Genomic DNA, 14,291 nt, shown 5'->3' on the forward strand with positions numbered 1-14,291 from the left:
GCTTTTTCATGGCCTCGCCCTCGCTGTCGTTGGCTTCTATAAGAATGCCACCGTGGCGCACAGACGCCTCGGCTTGGGCGAGTCCATTCAATTACAGGTTTACACGATCCCTTGTAGGAGCTGTCGAGCGAAGCGAGGCTGCGATCTTTTTAATTAAACTCATCCCCAATCGGATACCGACTGGCATTCAAGCTTTCCTTGATCTTGCGCAAATGCGGCTGGAAGTCCACGCCTCGGCGCAAGGTCATGCCAGTGGCGAGCACGTCCAGCACGGTCAGCTGAATGATCCGCGACGTCATCGGCATATAGATGTCGGTGTCTTCCGGCAGCGGAATGTTCAGGCTCAACGTACTGGCCTTGGCCAGCGGCGAACCTTCGGCGGTCAGACCCAGCACCGAAGCACCGTTTTCCCGGGCAATACGCGCCACTTCCACCAGTTCGCGGGTACGCCCGGTGTAGGAAATGATCACGAACAACTCGCCGGTGTGTGCCACCGAGGCAATCATGCGCTGCATCAGCACGTCGGCATGGGCGGTGACCGCCAGGTTGAAGCGGAAGAACTTGTGCTGCGCATCCAGCGCCACCGGGGCCGAGGCGCCGAGGCCGAAGAAGTGGATCTGCCGGGCCTGGATCAGCAGGTCGACGGCGCGGCTGATCAGGTTCGGGTCCAGCGCCTGCAAGGCACTGTCCAGCGAAGCGATGGCGCTGCCGAAAATCTTCTTGGTGTACGCCTCGGGATTGTCGTCGGCCTCGACCGCACGGCTGACATACGCCGCGCCGCTGGCCAGGCTCTGCGCCAATTGAAGCTTGAGTTCCGGGTAGCCGCTGACGCCGAACGAACGGCAGAAACGGTTGACCGTCGGCTCGCTGACCTTTGAGGCCTGGGCGAGGGCGGCGATGCTGAACCGGGTGGCCTGCTGTGGGTTGAGCAGGATCACCTCGGCGACTTTGCGTTCTGCCTTGTTCAGGTCTTCAAGGCGATTCTGGATCTGTTCCAGTAAATTTCGCACGCGGTCCATATGGTTTCCTTGGTTCGCCTACAAGAGTGCATCTGCAATGCAAACAAGCGTGTTGCTATGCAAATTGGGCCTTTGATGCGGCCCCAAACGGTGGCCTATCCTACTGATGGCTCCGACCGTCCACCACTCGGAATCTGTATTTTGCGAAAATGTTGTGGTTATTACTACATTTTCCCTTGAGTGATGCCTTGAAAAAAGGTATTTGTAGCTTAACTTGATAAAAGAACAAACATCATGCCTTCGATTACGGTTGAACCGTGCACCTTTGCCTTGTTCGGCGCCCTTGGCGATCTGGCCCTGCGCAAGCTGTTTCCTGCCCTTTATCAGCTCGATGGCGCAGGCCTCTTGCACGAGGACACGCGAATTATCGCGCTGGCCCGTGAGCCTGGCAGCGAGCAAGAGCATTTGGCGTTCATCGCCTCCGAGCTGCGCCGCTACGTCGTCGCCAAAGAGCTGGACGAAGCCGTGGTCGAACGCTTTCTGGCCCGCCTGAGTTACCTGCACGTCGACTTCCTCAAGGCTGACGATTACGTCGCCCTGGCCGAAATGGCCGGCAGCGCCCAGCGAGTGATTGCCTACTTCGCGACACCGGCCGCCGTTTACGGCGCGATCTGCGAGAACCTGTCGAAGGTCGGCCTGACTGAAAACACCCGCGTGGTGCTGGAAAAACCCATTGGTTCGGACCTGGAATCCTCGCGCAAGGTGAACGACGCCGTGGCGCAGTTCTTCCCGGAGAACCGCACCTACCGCATCGACCACTACCTGGGCAAAGAAACCGTCCAGAACCTGATCGCCCTGCGTTTCGCCAACAGCCTGTTCGAAACCCAGTGGAACCAGAATTATATCTCCCACGTGGAAATCACCGTGGCTGAGAAAGTCGGGATCGAAGGCCGCTGGGGTTACTTCGACAAGGCCGGCCAGCTGCGGGACATGATCCAGAATCACCTCCTGCAACTGCTCTGCCTGATCGCCATGGACCCGCCGGCCGACCTGTCTGCTGACAGCATCCGTGACGAGAAAGTCAAAGTGCTCAAGGCGCTGGCGCCGATCAGCCCGGAAGGCCTTACCACTCAGGTGGTGCGCGGTCAATACATTGCCGGTTACAGCGAAGGCAAATCGGTTCCCGGTTACCTGGAAGAGCCGAACTCCAACACCCAGAGCGACACCGAAACCTTCGTTGCGCTGCGTGCCGATATCCGCAACTGGCGTTGGGCCGGTGTGCCGTTTTACCTACGTACCGGCAAGCGCATGCCGCAGAAGCTGTCGCAGATCGTCATCCACTTCAAGGAACCGTCCCACTACATCTTCGCTCCCGAGCAGCGCCTGCAAATCAGCAACAAGCTGATTATCCGCCTGCAACCGGACGAAGGCATTTCCTTGCGCGTGATGACCAAAGAACAAGGCCTGGACAAGGGCATGCAGCTGCGCAGCGGTCCGTTGCAGCTGAATTTTTCCGACACCTGGCGTAGCGCGCGGATTCCCGATGCCTACGAGCGGTTGTTGCTGGAAGTGATGCGCGGCAATCAGAACCTGTTTGTCCGTAAAGATGAAATCGAAGCCGCGTGGAAGTGGTGTGACCAGTTGATCGCCGGGTGGAAAAAATCCGGTGATGCGCCCAAGCCTTACGCGGCCGGGTCCTGGGGGCCGATGAGCTCCATTGCTCTGATCACGCGGGATGGGAGGTCGTGGTATGGCGATATCTAATTTGCAATTGCCTCAGGGCGTCAGCGCCCATGCGTTCAAAAGCCCGGTGCTGCTGGCCGAAGGCTTGGCGCTGAATGTGGCAAAACAACTGAGCGAGGCGATCGATGCCTCGGGCGCTGCGACGCTGGTAGTTTCAGGCGGCCGTAGCCCGGTGGCATTTTTCCAGCACCTGGCCAAGCAGACGCTGGACTGGTCAAAAGTCGTGGTGACCCTGGCCGACGAGCGCTGGGTACCGGTTGAACACGCCGACAGCAATGCCGGTCTGCTCAAGCGCTATTTGTTGCAAGGCCCAGCGGCCAAGGCTCAGTTTCTGAGCCTGTACAGCGCTACCGCGAACCTTGAGCTGGCAGCCGAGCAGGCGGACCGTTTGCTCGCCGAGTTGCCGCCGATCGACGTGCTGATACTCGGCATGGGCGACGACGGTCACACCGCTTCGCTGTTCCCCAACAGCCCGAACCTGAGCGATGCCTTGAAAGCCGACGGCACACGTCGTTGCTACCCGATGCTGGCGCCGACCGTGCCGCATCAGCGCCTGACCATGAGCCGCGCGCTGCTGGCCTCGGCCAAGACCACCGTTCTATCGATTTCCGGTCAGTCCAAGCTGACCACCCTGAGTGCCGCATTGGCCGGTGATGATGTCGCCGCCATGCCGATTCGCGCGTTTCTGCAACCTACGTTAGAGATTTACTGGTGCCCATGAGCCAAGGAACAGCCGCTATGACAACCCCATCCCCGACCGTTTCCATGGCGGACAAAGTTGCCCTGATCGACAGCCTCTGCGCCAAGGCGCGGATCCTGCCGGTGATTACCATCGCTCGCGAGCAGGACATCCTGCCGCTGGCCGACGCCCTCGCGGCCGGTGGCCTGACAGCCCTGGAAGTGACCCTGCGTTCACAGTTCGGCCTCAAGGCTATCCAGATTCTGCGCGAGCAACGCCCGGAACTGGTGACCGGTGCCGGTACTGTGCTGGATCGCAACATGCTGGCGGCTGCCGAAGCGGCCGGTTCGCAGTTCATCGTCACGCCGGGCATCACCCGTGACCTGCTGGAAGCCAGCGTCAACAGCCCGATTCCGCTGTTGCCGGGCATCAGCAACGCCTCCGGCATCATGGAAGGCTATGGCCTGGGTTATCGCCGCTTCAAGCTGTTCCCGGCGGAAGTCAGCGGCGGTGTCGCGGCCATCAAGGCCCTGGGCGGCCCGTTCGGCGAAGTGAAATTCTGCCCGACTGGCGGCGTCAGCCCGGCCAACATCAAGAGCTACATGGCGTTGAAAAACGTGATGTGCGTGGGCGGTAGCTGGATGCTTGATCCCGAGTGGATCAAGAACGGCGACTGGGCCCGCATTCAGGAATGCACCGCCGAGGCTCTGGCGCTGCTGGACTGATCGGCTTTACCAAACACTTCGTTGTGTGTTCTACGGCTTTACGGTGCGCTTGGTCGGTGCACCGTTTTTTTTTGCCCGGTGAAAACCGTGCAATGCGATAAATAATTACCGCACATCGGTTTTCGTCCCGCCCTAACCTGCGTTCATCTTATGGAAGAGAGAACGTCATGGACGACAACACTGCGGTTTCACCCTCACCAGCGGTTTACCTGCTTTCACCTGAACAGATCGCCGGGCCTTATTTCCGAAATCCGAAATTGATCAGACGAAACATCAGCGAAGGCATGGATGGCATCCCCTTGGTGCTGAGGCTGACGATCGTCGATGCCATGACGGGGCAGCCGGTGACAGACGCCCTGGTAGATATCTGGCATTGCAATGCACGCGGGGCGTATTCGGGCTGGACCAAGGTCAATCCGGACAAGGAAGTCGACGTCGGCGACATAGGCTCGATCCCGCGCACCGACGACGACACTTACCTGCGAGGCGGGCAGTTCACGGACAAAAACGGCATCGTGCGATTTACCACGATCTATCCGGGGTTCTATGCCGGCCGTGCCCTGCACATTCACGTCGTGGTACGCATTATGGAAGGCAACAACTACCTGGAAGAGCGACATGTTGCCTGGGTCGGTCAGCTCTACTTTCCCGAGGTGGCCTCGCGCTCGGTACTCAACGCCAGGGAGTACCGCGGCCGAGCCGTTTCGCCGCGGACCAACGAACAAGACTTTTTCTATGAAAACATGGGCGGCGAAGCCTCGACGCTGACCGTTCACACCCTGAGTCGAGATTCGAATAAAGACGGCTACTTCGGGCACACGACCATCGGCATCGACACCTTCGCGGTATCGACGCAGATCAAGCCCGAGGACTTCGACAAATACACCGTGTGACGTCAGCGCAGTTCGGTCAACGCCCGGACCAGTAGATCCATGTCTGCACCGGTGGTGGTAAGCCCCGGGGTGATGCGAATGCACGGACCACTCGCGGCACCACTGCGCGCCACGGTAAACAGGTTGTAGTCCTTGAGCAGCCGCTCGACCATCACCTGTTGATCGGCATGCCGGGTAAAGCGCATCGAGGTGATGCCGCAATACAGTCGCGGGTCGTCCGGGGTCATGACTTCGATCCCCGGCAACTCGCGTACCGCGCTCACCCAGCGGTTGCGCAGGTAATTGAGCCGAGCGCCCTTGGCGGCGGAACCGCCCATGGCCTGATGTTCCTCGAACACCAGCGGCAGGGTCAGCAGCGCCGGAATGTTGGGCGTGCTGTATGGCGTGCGGGCGCGAATATCGGTAGCCGGGAAATGCATCTCGCCCATGTCCGGATCGATGTCCGCCAGGCGGTCGGGGGCGATGTACATGAAGCCCAGCGTCAGCGGTGCACCGATCCATTTGTGCAGGGTGTAGCCAGCAAAGGCGATGCCCAGTTTATCGAGATTGAACTCGAGTTGGCCGAACGCATGGGCGCCGTCGAGGATCACGTCGATGCCATGTTCCCTGGCGGCTGCGGCAATGGCCTGCACCGGCATCACCAACCCGGAGCGATGGGTGACGTGGGTCAGGGCCATCAGTTTGAGTCGCGGATAACGCACGAAAGCTTCGCGGTAAGTGGTCAGCAAACTGTCGAAACTGGCGGGGTGCGCGTGTTCGATCTCGATCACCTCGACGCCGCGATGACGTGCCAGCCAGCGCATGGCCCCTTTGACCGTGTCGTATTCCAGATCAGATATCAGCACCTGGTCGCCCGGTGTCAGGCGGTTGTAGTTGCGGATCAGCGATTGCAGACCGTCCGAAGCGTTGCGGGTGAGGGCGACGGTGTCGGCGGGTACGCCCACCAGATCGGCGAGCTGTTTGCGAATCTTCAGGCTTTCGCCCTGTTCGAAGCGTTGTCGCACGTGCACCGAGTTGCTGCGATTGATCAGCTCGATATTGCGCTGATACTCCTCGACCACCGTGCGCGACATGCGCCCGAAGTACCCGTTTTCGAGGTTGACCGGGCCGGGTTCAACCGCATATCGGTCGGCAAAGGTTCGCCAGAAGGCTTCATCACGGGCACGGCGGGTGTTATCGGGCATGGGCTACTCAATCAGGGGCCAGGTATGGATGTCGGGTCAATGGCGCGGTGCGGGTTTGCCATGTTTGGCGCGTAGCGGTTCGAGCAGCTCCGACAAGCCGTTGTGATCGATTTCCTGCATCAAGGCCAGCAAGCCGCCGAGTTCACCATGGGGGAAACCTTCCCGGGCGAACCAGTTCAGGTATTGGCCGGGGAGGTCGGCAATGATCCGGCCCTTGTATTTGCCGAAGGGCATTTCACGGGTAATCAACAGTTCGAGCTTTTCAGGGTTCATCAATCAGTCGTCTTGATTCAAACAGTCTGGAAAATACAGGCATTCTGCATGCAGGCCAAATGACAGATCATGCAAAAAAAGCGGATACAGATTTCGGGTTGATCGATAAGCAATTGAAATATAAGAAATAATTTATCAATTCAAAGCTGGCATGCAGGGTGCAATACCTATTGCATCTTTCATCAACCCGCGAGGAATTGAAAATGACCGACATGAATAAAGAAGCCATCTCTGTACTCAACGACCTGATTGAAACCAGCAAAGACGGTCAGGAAGGGTTCAAGACTTGCGCTGAAGACATCAAACACCCTGAACTCAAAACCCTGTTCGTGCAACGCTCGGCGGACTGCGCCACTGCGGCTTCCGAACTGCAAGCGCAGGTGCGTTCGCTAGGCGGCGATCCGGAAACGTCCACCAGTGTCAGCGCTGACCTGCACCGTCGCTGGGTCGACGTGAAAGCGATGTTCACCGGCAAGGATGAAGAAGCCGTGCTGAACGAAGCCGAGCGGGGTGAAGACCATGCACTGAAGGCTTACAAAGAAGCCATGGAAAAAATCAACAAACACAACCTGGTGGGCATTCGTGACCTGGTTGAGCGTCAGTACCACGGCGTGCAACGCAATCACGATCAGGTAAAAGCCCTGCGTAACCAGGCTCGCGCACGCTCGTAAGCGTTCGTTGTCTGTCAAAAACGCCAGCCAGTCTGGCGTTTTTTTGTGTCCGGGAATTAGCACTGGACGGATGTTAGTTAGCTAGCTAATAATTTGTTTATCAAGTGACTGAACCGATCCCGACTATCGTTAAATCGTCTTTCCAAGAGTCCATTACGTGCCTATCACCCTGCAGGCTTTGTTTGCGCCTGACCGCCGCGCCTTACAGTTCGCAATCAAGACCTTGATCGGTGGCGGCCTGGCGCTGTGGCTGGCATTGCGCTGGGGCCTGGAGCAACCGGCATGGGCATTGATGACGGCGTTCATCGTCGCCCAGCCCTTGTCGGGTATGGTGGTGCAGAAGGGTTTGGCGCGATTGCTGGGGACGCTGGTCGGGACGATCATGTCCGTGGTGTTCATGGGGTTGTTTGCCCAGACGCCTTGGCTGTTTTTGTTGGCGTTGGCGTTGTGGCTGGGGTTGTGTACGGCAAGTTCGACCTTGCTGCGCAGCGCCTGGTCCTATTCATTCGTGCTGGCGGGTTATACGGTGGCGATCATCGCGCTGCCGGCCATTACTCATCCGCTGACGGTGTTCGATCAAGCCGTGGCGCGCTGCACGGAAATCTGCCTGGGCATTCTTTGCGCCACCGCCGCCAGTGCACTGCTCTGGCCGATGCGGGTCGAACGGCAACTGGCGGATCAGGCGCGAGCAGCGTGGCAAAGCGGGATGAACGCCGCGCGTGCGACCCTGGCCGGTGATGGTCAGGCGCGTAAAGGCTTGCTGGAAATCCTCGGGAGAATCGTCGCCGTCGATGCCCAGCGCGAACATGCCTGGTTTGAAGGAAGCCTGGGGCGGCAACGAGCGCGGGCGATCAGCGGCTTGAGCCAAAAGCTGTTGATGTTGCTGCGCATCGCCCGTTCGGTACGCCGTCAGTGGAAGCAATTGGAACCCCAGGAAGCCGAGCAACTGTTGCCCTGGATGACCGAGGTTCAAGAGGCGCTCGCCGGCTCCGATACCGCCACCCTCCAGGTCTTGCGGCCGCGGTTGCTCGACGCCTCCCACGGTCCACACGTCAGTTCTGCACAAAGCTATTGCCTGGTCCGTTTCACCTTGCTGGTCGATACCGCCATGGCGGCGACGGCGGCGTTGAAAGCGGTGGAGGAGGGCAAGGAAACGGTCGATCCACCGAGAACCCTGACCCCGCACCGCGACCTGTCATTGGCGCTGATGTTCGGTACCCGCAGTGCGCTGGCCTTTCTGGTGGTCTCGTGCTTTTGGCTAGCGACAGCCTGGCCTGCCGCTTCGGGTGCGTTGGTGCTGACCTGTGTGGTTTGCAGTCTGTTCGCCAGTCGCGAGAACGGTGCGCAAATCGGCATGAGTTTCCTGCGCGGGATCCTGTTGGCGATTCCCGCGGCGTTTTTCGTCGGACAGATTCTGCTGCCGCAATGGAGTGGTTTTGCGTTGCTGTGCATGGGCATGGGCGTGCCGTTGTTTCTCGGTGCATTGGGCATGGCCAAACCGCAGATCGGCGCCACGGCCACCTCGTTTTGTCTGCACTTCATTGTGTTGGTATCGCCGCTCAACACGATGAAGTTTGATGTCGCTACCTTTTTCAACAGCGCTCAGGCCATGCTGATCGGTGTTGGCGCCGCCGTGCTAGCGTTCCATTTGTTGATCCTGCGCGACCCGACGTGGCATGGCCGGCGTTTGCTGGCGGCAACCCTCGACGATCTGGTGCGCCTGACCCGGCGCAACCTGCGCGGTGCCGAAAGCTGGTTTGGCGGGCGCATGGCCGACCGCTTGCTGCAATTGGCGCGACACTATCCCGAGTTGCCGGAACCGGCGCGCAGTCGCTGGGACGATGGCCTGCTCGGCCTGGATATCGGCGACGAACTGCTGCATTTGCGTTTAAGTCTGGCGGTGGCACAGGCACCGGTCAGTGCGCCTCAGCGGCGTTATCTCGAACAGCTGCAAAAAATCCTCGAGCAAGGCCCGGCTGGCAGTCGCGCCGAGGCGTTGGCGCAGCCGAGTGAAGACTTTCTGAAGACCTTATACGCATTGCCCCCCAGCGATGCGGTGAAACTGGCCCAAGGCGCGGTGCTGCAATTGCAAAGCAGCTGGCGCGCCTGGTGCCGTCAACAGGAGCAAAGCCATGGGCTTGCGTGAGTGGTCGGTGGGTGGCGTGCTGCTCAGTCCGTTTCTGATTTATGTGTTGCTGGCGCTGCTCGTCACTGGAGCCTTGCGCATGCTCTTGCGCCTGACACCGGTGGGCCGCTGGATCTGGCACGAAGCATTGTTTGATTGCGCCTTGTACGTCTGTGTATTGACCTTGATCACCGTCGTCCTCGGACCTTTATAAGGAGTTGAAAATGCGTACACCCATACGTGTCGCGGTGACCTTGTGCCTGGTGGCGGCGGCGATTTTTGCCGGCTTCTATTTGTGGCAGTACTACATGCTCACGCCTTGGACCCGGGATGCGCGGATTCGCGCCGACGTGGTGGTGATCGCGCCAGATGTCTCGGGTTGGGTGCGTGAGCTCAAGGCTTTTGATAACCAGCAGGTCAAGGCCGGCGATTTATTGCTGAGCATTGATCGCGACCGTTTCGAAGCGGCGCTGGAGAAAGCTCAAGCGGTGGTGCAGACCCGTCAGCAGCAACTCAATCTGCGTGAACATGAAGCCAGCCGCCGTGCTGCGCTCGGTCCGCAGGCCATCAGTGCCGAGCTGCGTGAAAACGCGCAAATCAACGCCGGCATCGCCCGTGGCGAACTGCGCGAAGCCCAGGCCGAAGCCAAGGTGGCGGAACTCAATCTCGCCCGTAGTCAGGTTCATGCGCCACGCAATGGTCACATCACCAACCTGCGTCTGGCTGAAGGCAACTACGTGAATGCCGGGCAATCGGTGATGGCGTTGATCGACGATTCGACTTTCTATGTGCAGGCGTATTTCGAGGAAACCAAACTGCCACGGATTCGTGTTGGCGATCCGGTGAAGGTCTGGTTGATGAGCGCGGGGGAGGCGTTGCAGGGACATGTGGAAAGCATCAGTCGCGGGATTACCGATCGCAATACCACGCCGGATGGGCAGTTACTGGCGGAGGTGGAGCCGACGTTTAACTGGGTGAGATTGGCGCAGCGGATTCCGGTGCGGATCAAGATTGATCAGTTGCCGGAAGGGATGAATCTGAGTTCGGGGATGACGGCGAGTGTGCAGGTTGGGGAGGGTGAGCGGTCGCGGTGAGTTTTAGACCGATGCCTGATTTAAGAACCACCCCTCACCCCAGCCCTCTCCCCACGGGGGAGAGGGGGAAAGGGAGCTGATCTCTGTTGTTTCCAGAGCCTGAGTTCGACTCGGAATTACAGGTCGCAGTAGCTCGTCCAAACACCTCGGTCAGTCCCCTCGCCCCTCTGGGGCGGTCCGACGTTTCGGGAGGGTTAGGGTGAGGGGTGGATTCAGCTGACACCCCTCCCCGAATCAGCCGACGCTGATGGCCGGCAGCTTGGCCAACGTCACCGTCTGCTGCTTACGCGGCGCCAGAATCTCCGCCTCGCCATCCACGACCAACTCATCACGCTGGTTAAACACGCGAGTGGCAATCCGCACACGAAACTTCGGCAACTTCTCGAGAATCTCCAGACGCACGGTCAGCGTGTCGCCAATTTTCACCGGCTTCTGAAAGCTCATTTGCTGACCGATATAAATAGTCCCCGGCCCAGGCAACTCGCAGGCAACGGCAGCGCTGATCAGCGCACCGCTGAACATGCCGTGAGCAATGCGCTCCTTGAACATGGTAGCGGCGGCGAATTCAGCGTCCAGGTGCACCGGGTTGTGGTCGCCGGACATCTCGGCGAACAACTGAATGTCGCGCTCTTCGACCGTCTTGCTGTAGCTGGCGGTCTGGCCGACTTCAAGGGCTTCGTAAGGGGTGTTGGTAACCTGGGTCATCTGTTTCAATTCCTGTCACGAATAAATAAATTCAGAAAAAACTATTCCGATCTGGGTGGCCGACGGTGGCTCAGCGCCTGGGCGATCCAGCTCAACACGTCATTGATCACTTCATCGCGGTTGCTCTCGTTGAACAGTTCATGCCGTGCCTGCGGGTAAATAGTCAGTTGCAGGCTCCGGCTGCCGGCCGCTTGCAGCGCATGGGCCAGATCTTTCAGACGCTCGCCTTCGCTCACCGGATCACATTCACCGCCAATCACCAACAACGGCAGGCCAGGATCAATCTGAGCGAGATTGGACGCTTTGCTGATTTGCTGCAACCCACCGAGCAAATCGATCCACAGCTGATTGGTGCAGCGAAAGCCGCAGAGCGGGTCGTTGGCGTACAGGTCGACCTCCGCCGGATCGCGACTGAGCCAGTCGAACCGCGTGCGCACCGGTTTGAATTTCTTGTTGAACGAACCGAACGACAGCCATTCGATCAGCGCGCTGCGACCCTTCGGGCCCTGGCGCAAGCGTTCCAGCCGCGCAATCTGCCGCGCCGCGCGATAGAGCGCCACCGGTTGGAAGTTCGACCCACTTAGAACGGCCCCGTGCAGGCTGGCGCTGTGGTGCAGCAGATAGGCCTGGGCGATGTAGCTGCCCATGCTGTGACCGAGTAACACAATCGGCACTCCCGGATGTTGTTGGCCGATGTGCTGATTGAGGCTCGCCAGGTCGCCGACCACCTTGCACCAACCGTCATTGTCGGCGAAATGGCCGAGTGTCCCGTTTTCGGCAGTTTTGCCATGTCCACGCAGGTCCGGCGCATACACACCGTAGCCCTGATCACAGAGTTTTTCCGCCAGACGCGCGTAGCGGCCACTGTGTTCCGCCATGCCGTGCGCCAGCAGGATCACTGCTTTTAAAGGCGCGGCGGGCAGCCACTGGTTGACGAAGAGGCGGCTGCGGTCGCTCGCGGTCAGCCAGAAAGTGTCGTGGATCATGGCGGTTCCTTTGCATAGGGCTGCATGTGGCATGGACGTCGTTGCATTGTATAGCGCATCCAAAGCGTGCCGTCTGATCAGGCCACGCCACGGCAGCAAGATTCACACGATCAATGTCGACCGTGCGCATATTTGCCTGATTCGCCATAGCTGCTAGTGTCCGTGCAACCCGCTTTTTCGCTCTTTGTTTTGAAAAAGGACAGAAAAGCGGCCCCGGATAGGTTCAGGTAAAGAGGACAAGAACAATGCAACCTGATTTCTGGAATGACAAACGCCCGGCCGGCGTGCCCCTGGACATCGATCAAGGGGCCTATAAGTCGGTGATCGAGGTGTTCGAGCGTTCCTGCAAGAAATTTGCTGACCGCCCGGCATTCAGCAACATGGGCGTAACCCTGACCTACGCCGAACTGGAACGCTACAGCGCAGCGTTCGCCGGTTACCTGCAAGCCCACACCGACCTGGTGCCGGGGGATCGCATTGCGGTGCAGATGCCCAACGTCCTGCATTACCCGATTGCCGTGTTCGGTGCCTTGCGCGCCGGGCTGATCGTGGTCAACACCAACCCGTTGTACACCGCGCGGGAGATGCGTCATCAGTTCAAGGACTCCGGTGCCCGGGCGCTGGTCTACCTGAACATGTTCGGGGCCAAAGTCCAGGAAGTGCTGCCTGACACCGACATCCAGTACCTGATCGAAGCGAAGATGGGCGACCTGATGCCCGGCGCCAAGGGCTGGCTGGTCAATACGATGGTGAGTAAGGTCAAGAAGATGGTCCCGGCGTACTCCTTGCCGCAGGCCATTTCCTTCAAGAGCGCGCTGCGCCTGGGCCGGGGCCTGGGCATCAAGCCGCTGAAGGTCACGCTCGACGACATCGCTGTGCTGCAATACACCGGCGGCACCACCGGGCTGGCGAAGGGCGCGATGCTGACCCACGGCAACCTGGTGGCCAACATGCAGCAAGTGCGGGCATGCCTGGAGCAATTCGGCAATGACGGCCAGCCGCTGTTGCGCGAAGGGCAAGAGGTCATGGTCGCGCCGCTGCCGCTGTACCACATCTATGCGTTCACCGCGAATTGCATGTGCATGATGGTGTCGGGCAACCACAACGTGCTGATCACCAATCCGCGAGACATCAAGGGCTTCATCAAGGAACTGAAGAACTGGCGGTTCTCGGCGCTGCTGGGGCTCAACACCCTGTTCGTCGCGCTGATGGACCACCCGGATTTCAAGACTCTGGATTTCTCCAGCCTCAAACTCACCAACTCCGGCGGCACCGCGCTGGTCAAGGCCACGGCCGAGCGCTGGGAACAGCTCACCGGTTGCCGCATCACCGAAGGTTACGGCCTGACCGAAACCTCGCCGGTGGCCTGCACCAACCCGTACGGCGACAAGTCGCGCCTCGGCACAGTCGGCCTGCCGGTGCCGGGCACCACGCTGAAGGTCATCAACGATGAAGGCGTCGAGCAGGCGCTGGGCGAGCGCGGCGAACTGTGCATCAAGGGTCCGCAGATCATGAAGGGCTACTGGCAGAAACCCGAAGCCACCGCCGAAGTGCTGGATGCCGAAGGCTGGTTCAAGTCCGGTGACATCGCGGTGATCGACCCGGACGGTTTTGTGCGCATCGTCGATCGCAAGAAAGACATGATTATCGTCTCGGGCTTCAACGTGTACCCGAACGAAATTGAAGACGTGGTGATGGCTCACCCGAAAGTCGCCAACTGTGCGGTGATCGGCGTGCCGGACGAGCGTTCGGGGGAGGCGGTGAAGCTGTTTGTGGTGGCCCGTGAAACGGGTGTCAGCCTTGAAGAGCTGAAAGCCTACTGCAAGGAAAACTTCACGGCGTACAAAGTGCCCAAGCACATCGTCTTGCGTGAGTCGTTGCCGATGACGCCGGTGGGCAAGATCTTGCGGCGGGAGCTGCGTGATATCGCGTAATGAATTGTTAGCGACGCAGCATCAAAAAGGGGCGGCCAAATACGGACGCCCCTTTTTTTGTCTTCTGAGATTGGCTGTAAGCCCTGTTCTAGAGGGCTTTTAGCCTGTATAGAATTTTTGCTCTAAAAGAGACCATTGATTGGTCTTGAGTCACAAATGTGACTGTAGAGGCTGTTTTTGGCTCTAGTCGGCCTCTGGCAAAGCTGCTACTCTCGGCGCGCTTTGTGACTTCTCGGCCTATATATAAAGCCAGACTCACCAACACACAGACACCAATAAAAAACATACACCAATAATAATCGCATCAAATGCGGTGATGA

General features: G+C 59.2%; 14 protein-coding genes. 9 read left to right on the forward strand and 5 right to left on the reverse strand.

All coding sequences use genetic code 11. From position 1 onward, the window contains the following. Positions 1-149: 149 nt before the first annotated feature. Entirely contained in the window at positions 150-1,010 is an 861-nt protein-coding gene (locus QF010_RS28875) for a MurR/RpiR family transcriptional regulator (protein WP_177318169.1), read from the reverse strand. A gap of 243 nt (positions 1,011-1,253) precedes the next feature. Between QF010_RS28875 and zwf the strand changes: the two genes are divergently transcribed. The 4 genes from zwf to QF010_RS28895 all read left to right on the forward strand — a co-directional run bounded on the left by zwf (position 1,254) and on the right by QF010_RS28895 (position 4,999). Further along, the gene (gene zwf, locus QF010_RS28880; protein WP_033056817.1) at positions 1,254-2,723 is read left to right on the forward strand and encodes a glucose-6-phosphate dehydrogenase; all 1,470 of its coding nucleotides are present in this window, start codon (positions 1,254-1,256) and stop codon (positions 2,721-2,723) included. Continuing rightward, complete coding sequence (gene pgl, locus QF010_RS28885) at positions 2,710-3,423, forward strand: 6-phosphogluconolactonase (RefSeq protein WP_429534444.1); 714 nt, start codon at positions 2,710-2,712, stop codon at positions 3,421-3,423. The genes zwf and pgl overlap by 14 nt, the downstream gene beginning before the upstream one ends. 17 nt (positions 3,424-3,440) lie before the next feature. Further along, positions 3,441-4,106: a bifunctional 4-hydroxy-2-oxoglutarate aldolase/2-dehydro-3-deoxy-phosphogluconate aldolase gene (locus QF010_RS28890; RefSeq protein ID WP_008151112.1), complete on the forward strand. Its 666-nt coding sequence runs from the start codon at positions 3,441-3,443 to the stop codon at positions 4,104-4,106. 167 nt (positions 4,107-4,273) lie between these two features. Next, positions 4,274-4,999, forward strand: a complete 726-nt coding sequence (locus QF010_RS28895; RefSeq protein WP_033056815.1) for an intradiol ring-cleavage dioxygenase — start codon at positions 4,274-4,276, stop codon at positions 4,997-4,999. A 2-nt stretch (positions 5,000-5,001) separates the two neighbouring features. Here the strand turns inward: QF010_RS28895 and QF010_RS28900 are convergent, their stop codons facing one another. Both QF010_RS28900 and QF010_RS28905 read right to left on the reverse strand, forming a co-directional pair. Further along, the gene (locus QF010_RS28900; RefSeq protein ID WP_429534445.1) at positions 5,002-6,183 is read right to left on the reverse strand and encodes an aminotransferase class V-fold PLP-dependent enzyme; all 1,182 of its coding nucleotides are present in this window, start codon (positions 6,181-6,183) and stop codon (positions 5,002-5,004) included. A gap of 36 nt (positions 6,184-6,219) precedes the next feature. Further along, a complete protein-coding gene (locus tag QF010_RS28905) occupies positions 6,220-6,456 on the reverse strand; it encodes a DUF3820 family protein (protein WP_007949456.1) in 237 nt (78 codons plus the stop codon). Between the two features lie 203 nt (positions 6,457-6,659). On the opposite strand from QF010_RS28905, the gene QF010_RS28910 reads away from it, so the two are divergent. The 4 genes from QF010_RS28910 (at position 6,660) to QF010_RS28925 (ending at position 10,346) form a co-directional block, all read left to right on the forward strand. Further along, positions 6,660-7,127, forward strand: a complete 468-nt coding sequence (locus tag QF010_RS28910) for a PA2169 family four-helix-bundle protein (RefSeq protein ID WP_429510900.1) — start codon at positions 6,660-6,662, stop codon at positions 7,125-7,127. A 157-nt stretch (positions 7,128-7,284) separates the two neighbouring features. After that, the gene (locus QF010_RS28915; protein WP_429534446.1) at positions 7,285-9,273 is read left to right on the forward strand and encodes an FUSC family protein; all 1,989 of its coding nucleotides are present in this window, start codon (positions 7,285-7,287) and stop codon (positions 9,271-9,273) included. Beyond that, complete coding sequence (locus QF010_RS28920; protein WP_008151119.1) at positions 9,260-9,466, forward strand: DUF1656 domain-containing protein; 207 nt, start codon at positions 9,260-9,262, stop codon at positions 9,464-9,466. Before QF010_RS28915 ends, QF010_RS28920 begins: the two co-directional genes overlap by 14 nt. A gap of 10 nt (positions 9,467-9,476) precedes the next feature. Further along, positions 9,477-10,346, forward strand: a complete 870-nt coding sequence (locus QF010_RS28925) for an efflux RND transporter periplasmic adaptor subunit (RefSeq protein WP_429534447.1) — start codon at positions 9,477-9,479, stop codon at positions 10,344-10,346. Positions 10,347-10,580: 234 nt separating this feature from the next. Here QF010_RS28925 and QF010_RS28930 read toward each other — a convergent pair whose 3' ends face one another. Both QF010_RS28930 and QF010_RS28935 read right to left on the reverse strand, forming a co-directional pair. Then, a complete protein-coding gene (locus tag QF010_RS28930; protein ID WP_033056810.1) occupies positions 10,581-11,051 on the reverse strand; it encodes a MaoC family dehydratase in 471 nt (156 codons plus the stop codon). Between the two features lie 41 nt (positions 11,052-11,092). Continuing rightward, the gene (locus QF010_RS28935; RefSeq protein WP_429534448.1) at positions 11,093-12,037 is read right to left on the reverse strand and encodes an alpha/beta hydrolase; all 945 of its coding nucleotides are present in this window, start codon (positions 12,035-12,037) and stop codon (positions 11,093-11,095) included. Between the two features lie 245 nt (positions 12,038-12,282). Here QF010_RS28935 and fadD2 point away from each other — a divergent pair, with 245 nt between their 5' ends. Next, complete coding sequence (gene fadD2 / locus QF010_RS28940) at positions 12,283-13,971, forward strand: long-chain-fatty-acid--CoA ligase FadD2 (protein ID WP_429534449.1); 1,689 nt, start codon at positions 12,283-12,285, stop codon at positions 13,969-13,971. Positions 13,972-14,291 lie beyond the last annotated feature (320 nt).

Origin of the sequence: Pseudomonas silensiensis (assembly GCF_050434865.1) — a bacterium.
GTDB classification, from domain to species: Bacteria; Pseudomonadota; Gammaproteobacteria; order Pseudomonadales; family Pseudomonadaceae; genus Aquipseudomonas; species Aquipseudomonas fluorescens_W.

What these genes read in the sequence shown, in the direction of transcription:
- QF010_RS28895 (WP_033056815.1), top strand. Translation starts at nt 4,274, where the DNA reads ATGGACGACAACACTGCGGTTTCACCCTCACCAGCGGTTTACCTGCTT.
- QF010_RS28935 (WP_429534448.1), bottom strand. Translation starts at nt 12,037, where the DNA reads ATGATCCACGACACTTTCTGGCTGACCGCGAGCGACCGCAGCCGCCTC.
- QF010_RS28905 (WP_007949456.1), bottom strand. Translation starts at nt 6,456, where the DNA reads ATGAACCCTGAAAAGCTCGAACTGTTGATTACCCGTGAAATGCCCTTC.
- QF010_RS28890 (WP_008151112.1), top strand. Translation starts at nt 3,441, where the DNA reads ATGACAACCCCATCCCCGACCGTTTCCATGGCGGACAAAGTTGCCCTG.
- QF010_RS28900 (WP_429534445.1), bottom strand. Translation starts at nt 6,183, where the DNA reads ATGCCCGATAACACCCGCCGTGCCCGTGATGAAGCCTTCTGGCGAACC.
- zwf (WP_033056817.1), top strand. Translation starts at nt 1,254, where the DNA reads ATGCCTTCGATTACGGTTGAACCGTGCACCTTTGCCTTGTTCGGCGCC.
- pgl (WP_429534444.1), top strand. Translation starts at nt 2,710, where the DNA reads ATGGCGATATCTAATTTGCAATTGCCTCAGGGCGTCAGCGCCCATGCG.
- QF010_RS28910 (WP_429510900.1), top strand. Translation starts at nt 6,660, where the DNA reads ATGACCGACATGAATAAAGAAGCCATCTCTGTACTCAACGACCTGATT.
- QF010_RS28925 (WP_429534447.1), top strand. Translation starts at nt 9,477, where the DNA reads ATGCGTACACCCATACGTGTCGCGGTGACCTTGTGCCTGGTGGCGGCG.
- QF010_RS28920 (WP_008151119.1), top strand. Translation starts at nt 9,260, where the DNA reads ATGGGCTTGCGTGAGTGGTCGGTGGGTGGCGTGCTGCTCAGTCCGTTT.
- fadD2 (WP_429534449.1), top strand. Translation starts at nt 12,283, where the DNA reads ATGCAACCTGATTTCTGGAATGACAAACGCCCGGCCGGCGTGCCCCTG.
- QF010_RS28930 (WP_033056810.1), bottom strand. Translation starts at nt 11,051, where the DNA reads ATGACCCAGGTTACCAACACCCCTTACGAAGCCCTTGAAGTCGGCCAG.